Raw genomic sequence first — 6,540 nt, 5'->3', positions numbered from 1 at the left:
CCGCGCCGCAAGCCTCCTCGCCGTCGTTGCACTCGGAGCCGCCACCGCCGCTCCGATCGCCTCGGCCGCCCCTCTCGACGACGGCGTCGAGCTCACCCTGGTGTCGACGACCGACACGCACGGGCACGTCTACGACTGGGACTACTTCGCGAACGCGCCGTACCCGGCCGACGGTGCGCTCGGCCTCACCCGCGTCGCGACCGAGGTCGACCGCCTCCGCGCCGAGAAGGGCGAGGAGTCCGTGCTCGTCATGGACAACGGCGACGCGATCCAGGGCACGCCGCTCACCTACTACTACGGCCTCGGCGACGGCGCCGCGGGCGTCCTCTCCGGCGAGACGACGCACCCGATGGCCACCGCGTTCAACACCATCGGCTACGACGCGCAGGTCGTCGGCAACCACGAGTACAACTACGGGCTCGACATGCTCAGCGCGTACGAGGGCGACCTGAACGCCCCGCTGCTGGGCGCGAACGTCGTCGACGTCGCCACCGGCAAGCCGTACCACGACCCCTACACGCTGATCGAGCGCGAGATCGACGGGAAGACGGTCACCGTCGGCGTCCTCGGCCTCGTCACCCCCGGCGTCCGCGTCTGGGACAAGCAGTACGTCGACGGCGTCCTCGAGTTCCAGGACATGGTCGCCGCCGCGAAGCAGTGGGTCCCGATCGTGCAGGAGCAGGCGGACGTGGTCGTCGTCCTCGCGCACACCGGCCAGGGCACGGTGCCGGACGCCGAGTACGACGCCGCCGACCTCAACGAGGACGTCGTCAACAACATCGCGACGCAGGTCCCCGGCATCGACGTGGTCGTCGCCGGCCACAGCCACAAGGACCTGCCGCAGACGCTGTTCACCAACGTCGCCGGCGAGCAGGTGCTGGTCACCCAGCCCGAGTTCTGGGCGCAGGGCCTCACCGAGGTCACCCTGAACCTGGTGCCGGACGCCGCGGGCGGCCTCGAGGTCGACTGGTCGGCCGGGAACGCGCCCGTCACGCAGCCCGTCTACGCGAAGGACATCGCCGAGGAGTCGCCCGCACTGGTCGACGCCCTCGCCGAGCAGCACGCCGCCACGATCGAGTACGTGAACACCCCCGTCGCCGACTCGGTCGAGGAGCTCTCGGCCGCGACCTCGCGCTACGAGGACACCCCGATCATCGACTTCATCAACACCGTCCAGGCCGAGACCGTCGAGACGGCTCTCGAGGGCACCGAGTGGGCCGACCTGCCGGTGATCTCGCAGGCGTCGCCGTTCTCGCGCACCGCCGTCTTCCCGAAGGGGCAGGTCAGCATCCGCGACATCGCGGGCCTGTACATCTACGAGAACACCCTCCGCGGAGTGGAGCTGACCGGAGCCGAGGTGCGCGACTACCTCGAGTTCTCGGCCCGCTACTTCGTGCAGACCGCCGAGGGCGCCGTGTTCGACCCCGAGACCGGCACCAACGCGACGACCGAGGACCGCCCCGACGGCATCCCGGACTACAACTACGACGCGATCTCGGGCCTGGACTACGTGATCGACGTCTCCCAGCCCGCCGGCTCGCGGATCCGCGGTCTCGCCCACGCCGACGGCACCCCGGTCGCCGACGACGAGCGCTTCGTGATGGCGGTCAACAACTACCGCCAGAGCGGCGGAGGCGCCTACCCGGCCGTCGCGCAGGCACCGCTCGTCTACGACGAGCGTCTCGAGATCCGCCAGCTCCTCATCGACTGGTCGACCGCCCGCGGCGTGATCGACCAGGCCGACTTCTACGACCCCAACTGGTCGCTGACGACGGAGCCCGCCGCCGAGGTCCCGGTCACCCCGGCGCCGACCGAGCCCGGCGCCCCGACGGAGCAGCCCACCACCGCTCCGTCGCCGCACCCCACCACCACGGCGGCCCCCGTCGCGGGAGGCTCCGGCCCGGGCTCGCTCGCGAACACCGGCGCCGACGCGGCCGGCCTGATCGGCGGAGCCCTCGTGCTGCTGCTGTCGGGTCTCGCGCTGGTCGTCGCGCGACGCCGCCTCGCGGCCTAGCCGAGCAGGGCACGGGCGGCGGTCGGCGGGGTCTCCCGCCGGCCGCCGTTCGTCGTTCCGGAGGATCGCGGGACGATCGGGCCGCGGACCGGCGGCTCAGTCCCCGCGGCGTCGCGACCGGCGGGCCCGCCAGGCCGAGAACGCCCCGGTCGACCAGAGCGCCCAGACCACCAGCAGGGGCTGGAAGACGAGCCGCACCGCGCGCGTCGCGTCCGTCTCGAGGCCGAACGCCGGCGTCCGCGTCAGCAGCTGCGAGATGTTCCCCGGGAAGACCGCGACGAAGAACGCGGCCACCACGACTCCCACGATCACGCGCCACCGCACGAGCACGACGAGCGCGAGCCCGAGCGCGATCTCGACGACGCCCGACGCGACGACCACCAGGTCCGGGTCGGCCGGCAGCCACGGCGGGACCTGCGCCTGGAAGGCCTGACGCGCGACCGTCAGGTGCGCCGTGCCGGCCGTGACGAGCAGCAGGCCCAGGAGGATGCGGGCGAGAGTGCGCGGAACGGAGCGGCGTCCTCCGTCGGGCGCTGTGGCGGCGGTCATGCCCCCCAGTCTGCGCTCGGAGCCCGCTCGCGCCGACCGCGCGCGCGTTCCGGCGGCGCCCCGTATCCTCGTTACCGCCCCGTCCGCAGACCGTGAAACGAGTTCCATGAGCACCCTGCCCCGCCTGATGGCCTTCGACCTCGACGACACCCTCGCCGCCTCGAAGTCCCCCGTCGACCCGGCGATGGCCGACCTCTTCGTGAAGCTGCTCCAGGCCACCGAGGTGTGCATCATCTCGGGCGGCCAGATCGGCCAGTTCCGGATGCAGGTGCTCGACCGCCTCGAGGGCGCCGACCCCGAGGTGCTCGCGAAGCTGCACCTCATGCCCACCTGCGGCACGCAGTACTACCGGTACGAGAACGGCGACTGGGCGCAGATCTACGCCGAGAACCTCACCGAGGACGAGAAGTCGCGCGCGCTCGCCGCCGTCGAGGAGAAGGCGAAGGAGCTCGGCTACTGGGAGTCCGAGACCTGGGGCCCGATCCTCGAGGACCGCGACTCGCAGATCACCTTCTCGGCCCTCGGCCAGTCCGCGCCCGTCGAGGTCAAGCAGGCCTGGGACCCGGACGGCGAGAAGAAGAACACCCTCCGTGAGGCCGTGCAGGCCGTGCTCCCCGACCTCGAGGTCCGCTCCGGCGGCTCGACGTCGGTCGACATCACCCGCAAGGGCATCGACAAGGCGTACGGGATGAACAAGCTCACCGAGCTGACGGGCATCCCTCTCGACGACATGATCTTCGTCGGCGACCGCCTCGACCCGGACGGCAACGACTACCCCGTCAAGGCGATGGGCGTCGAGTGCTTCGCCGTCGAGGGCTGGCACGACACCGCCGCGTACCTCCGCTCCTACGGCCTGTAGGCCGCGCCCCGCGAGCCTCTGCCGCGGCGGGGGCGCTGCGGCAGGGCGGCGCCGGGCGGGCGTCGTTCAGCGGTCCTCGTTCAGCGAGCCGGCGGCGGTGCCGCCGAGGGCGAGCCGGAGCCGCTTGGGCAGTCCGGCGACGACGATCGCGTGGGACTCCTCGATCAGCTCCAGCACCAGCCCGGACTCCACCGCCCCGCCCGCATCGACGGTCACCCAGTGCTTCTTGTTCAGGTGGTACCCGGGCTCGATGCCCTCGACCCCCGCGACGAGGTGCACCACGTTCTCGGGCAGCGCCTTGACGCTCACGACGGGGCGCTCGAAGCGCTCCGACTCGAGCGCGAAGACCTTCCCGGCGACCTTCCACACCCGCGTGCCCGGGCCGAACGGGAAGCTCGCCTCCGCCCCCGCGAGCCCCTCGAGGAGCCGCCGTACCGCCGTGTCGTCCATCCGATCATCCTCCCGCACCCGACTGCGCCGGAGGCGGAACGCGCCCGCTCACCGGACCCGACCCGAGTCCCATCGGAGCGGCGCCCGTCGCCGCCGCTCCGGCGCCGAGGTCGGACGACGCGACGGCAGCGTCGGAGGAGCCGGAACGGAGCGGACGTCCTGATGGGTCGATGAGCGACTGCGGATGCGCCGGCGATCCTCCTCTCGCCGCCGGGGATCCGCGAACGAGCCCGCGCCCGGCCGAGGTGAGGCCGATCAGTCGGATCACGACGAGGCCGTGCAGCCGACGGAGACGCTGCACCTGAACGAGGAGGACGCCCTCGGGAGGCGGTCCTGCCCGTGCGCGCCTGGTGACGGAATCACGAAGGCCGCAGAGGCCGTCCTCCGATCGGCCTTGTAGGGGTTCCTCGGGCGGGAACGCGAGCGGGGAGACGCATCCGGGCAGCCGACACCGGAGCGCCTCATCCGGCCGGACTCACGGCCCGATCGATCCGCCAGGAGAGAGAAGGAACACAAGCGGGAGACGGCTCTGCGCCTCACCTGTCGATCAATCATCTCTCTTGCGGCAGAACAGGGCGACCTCGGAGTGAGGCGGATAGTCGTTCCGCCGCCGTTTCGGAGCCTCTCTCATCTGTCTCGAGATCGTCGAACCCCGTTGCGTGGAATTACTTGGTGTGCAGTAGTCTCAGGCCTGCCGCGGGAAGGACAGCCCTCTCGCGAAATCAATCGTCGCGGAAAAACTCTCGGGACGCTGCGACATGAGCAGTGGATCTTCCGAGGGAACGTCTGCCGTCTACGGCTCAGGTCGTTCGTTGAAGATCCGCAGGCCATTCGTCCAACCAGAGAGGCATATTATGTCGAACACGTCCCCTTCTGATTCGCCCGTTCCGGCTCGCAATGCGGTTCCCGGCCGCCGGACCGTCCTGCAGGCGGCCGCATGGACCACTCCCGTCGTCGTCGCGGCGATCGGTGCGCCGCTCGCCGCCGCATCGGCCCCGGTGACCGTGCGCACGGTCGCTTTCGTCGACCAGGAGGGTGGCGATGCCACTACTTCCTACACGACGAGCAGCTGCAACCCGTTCAACGCCTACCTCCAGGTGAGCGATTCCGGAGTTCCGGCCGCCGCAGGCATCGCGGTGACGGTGACTCTGCCGACCGCACTGCGCTGGTACGACGGCACGGCCACATCTCGCACGCTGTTCACGGGTGCCGGCGGAAGCCTCGTCCTGGAGGGCTTCAACGGTCTGCGTTTCGCCACCGCCGGAGTCAGCCAGACGGGCACCATCACGGCCACGACAGCAGGCGTGGTGAATCCGGCCCAGCCGACCGTTCCCGTGGCCGATGCGACCACCGCAGCGATCGTGAACGGCACCAGCGGCACCCGCACCTCGACCTTCCGCGGACGTCGCAACAATGTCGAGTCCGAGATGCCGGAAGCGGTCACCACTGTGGTCGATTTCGCAGTCGCGTGGACCGGCGTCGGTGACACGGCTGCGTCTGCGACCTACCTGAGCTACGTCGTCTCCCAGGACGGCGACGTCTACTCGCACACCGCCCCCTCCGGCGGCTTCTACGAGTGGGACACGACGACCCCCATCCGCATCGGCATGACCAGCATCGCGGCGGATGACGGTCTGATCATCGCCGGCGGCGACCGCGGAGCCCGCCTGTTCTCGGCCAGCGGCAGCACGGTGTACGACTGGGACGGCGTCGCGCTCGCGGCCGCGCCCGGAGGCCGCACTGTCCTCGACATCGCCGTGTCGTTCAGCGACGACAGCCTGTGGCGGGTGTCGCTCGTCGCGACCGACGGGACGGCATGGGAGGCGACGAAGACCATCGAGGCCGGAGCGTCTTGGTCGCCGTGGACGCAGGTCCTCGCCACAGTCACCGGGCTGCGTCAGGTCGCCGCCGACACCCAGGTCTTCGGCGCGACGCGTCGCATCTTCGCGACGACGGCCGCTGTGTTCGACCAGGACGGCACCCAGCTCACCGCACTTCCGGCCGGACGCACGGCGAAGGACCTCGGAGTCGAGATCGGCGGCAACTGGATCAACGTGATCGGTGACAACAACCAGTACTACCGCACCCCGTTGAGCAACCCCGGGACGTGGGACAGCAACAGCACCGGCAGCCCCGTCGTCACGATCACGAACGTCACCAGCGTGGCGTCGGCCTCGACGCCGAACATCGGCATCCGCGCGTTCTACCTGGCAGGCGCGGCACTCTGCGGCTGAGCTGATCACCAGGGGGCGCCCTGACGACGGCGCGCCCCCCGAGCAGGACTCGCGGGTCCGGTGACGTCCTCCCCTCGATCACCGAGGGAGGACGTCACCGGACCCGCTCGTGCGAGCGGATGCCTCGCTCACAGGACGACCGGCTCGGGCGGACGGGGACAGGGCCTCGATCCCCCGACGCGCTCACCGGCCCGAACCCGACACGACCCGAGCGATCCGCGACGTCCTGAACGGAGAGCGGAAGCGCCCCGGGAAGCCGTGACACGGCTCGTCATCGGCTCCGAGCAGCTCCCCGTCGAGGCAGGATCGTCCGCCGGCGAGGCGCTCGCCCCCGGAGCGCCCGACCACGGGCGCCTGGCCGCGGCCGTGGCCGGAGCTGATGACCGCAGACGCATGCGCCGATCTCGGCTCCACGCCCAGGAGCACTCCGGCGC

The 6,540-nt window shown here is 70.9% G+C and carries 5 protein-coding genes; 3 read left to right on the top strand and 2 right to left on the bottom strand.

Features of this window, described 5'->3' with window-relative positions; translation table 11 throughout:
• The coding region (locus C5C74_RS12520; protein WP_104351634.1) for a bifunctional UDP-sugar hydrolase/5'-nucleotidase at positions 1-2,014 on the top strand (2,014 nt) is incomplete at its 5' end.
• A 96-nt stretch (positions 2,015-2,110) separates the two neighbouring features.
• On the opposite strand, the gene C5C74_RS12515 is transcribed toward C5C74_RS12520, so the two are convergent.
• Positions 2,111-2,563, bottom strand: a complete 453-nt coding sequence (locus C5C74_RS12515; RefSeq protein ID WP_104308200.1) for a DoxX family membrane protein — start codon at positions 2,561-2,563, stop codon at positions 2,111-2,113.
• Between the two features lie 106 nt (positions 2,564-2,669).
• Here C5C74_RS12515 and C5C74_RS12510 point away from each other — a divergent pair, with 106 nt between their 5' ends.
• Positions 2,670-3,422: an HAD-IIB family hydrolase gene (locus C5C74_RS12510; protein ID WP_104222786.1), complete on the top strand. Its 753-nt coding sequence runs from the start codon at positions 2,670-2,672 to the stop codon at positions 3,420-3,422.
• Positions 3,423-3,488: 66 nt separating this feature from the next.
• Here C5C74_RS12510 and C5C74_RS12505 read toward each other — a convergent pair whose 3' ends face one another.
• Positions 3,489-3,872, bottom strand: coding sequence for an MmcQ/YjbR family DNA-binding protein (locus C5C74_RS12505; RefSeq protein ID WP_104222787.1), 384 nt, complete (start codon positions 3,870-3,872; stop codon positions 3,489-3,491).
• An 854-nt stretch (positions 3,873-4,726) separates the two neighbouring features.
• On the opposite strand from C5C74_RS12505, the gene C5C74_RS12500 reads away from it, so the two are divergent.
• Positions 4,727-6,106: a hypothetical protein gene (locus tag C5C74_RS12500; protein WP_146083073.1), complete on the top strand. Its 1,380-nt coding sequence runs from the start codon at positions 4,727-4,729 to the stop codon at positions 6,104-6,106.
• The last annotated feature ends 434 nt before the right edge of the window (positions 6,107-6,540 follow it).

The organism is Rathayibacter sp. AY1E8, from assembly GCF_002931415.1.
GTDB lineage: Bacteria > Actinomycetota > Actinomycetes > Actinomycetales > Microbacteriaceae > Rathayibacter.
Note: the sequence above shows the minus strand (reverse complement) of the source record. Positions and strands in the feature narration are given on the sequence as shown.

What these genes read in the sequence shown, in the direction of transcription:
- C5C74_RS12510 (WP_104222786.1), top strand. Translation starts at nt 2,670, where the DNA reads ATGAGCACCCTGCCCCGCCTGATGGCCTTCGACCTCGACGACACCCTC.
- C5C74_RS12515 (WP_104308200.1), bottom strand. Translation starts at nt 2,563, where the DNA reads ATGACCGCCGCCACAGCGCCCGACGGAGGACGCCGCTCCGTTCCGCGC.
- C5C74_RS12505 (WP_104222787.1), bottom strand. Translation starts at nt 3,872, where the DNA reads ATGGACGACACGGCGGTACGGCGGCTCCTCGAGGGGCTCGCGGGGGCG.
- C5C74_RS12500 (WP_146083073.1), top strand. Translation starts at nt 4,727, where the DNA reads ATGTCGAACACGTCCCCTTCTGATTCGCCCGTTCCGGCTCGCAATGCG.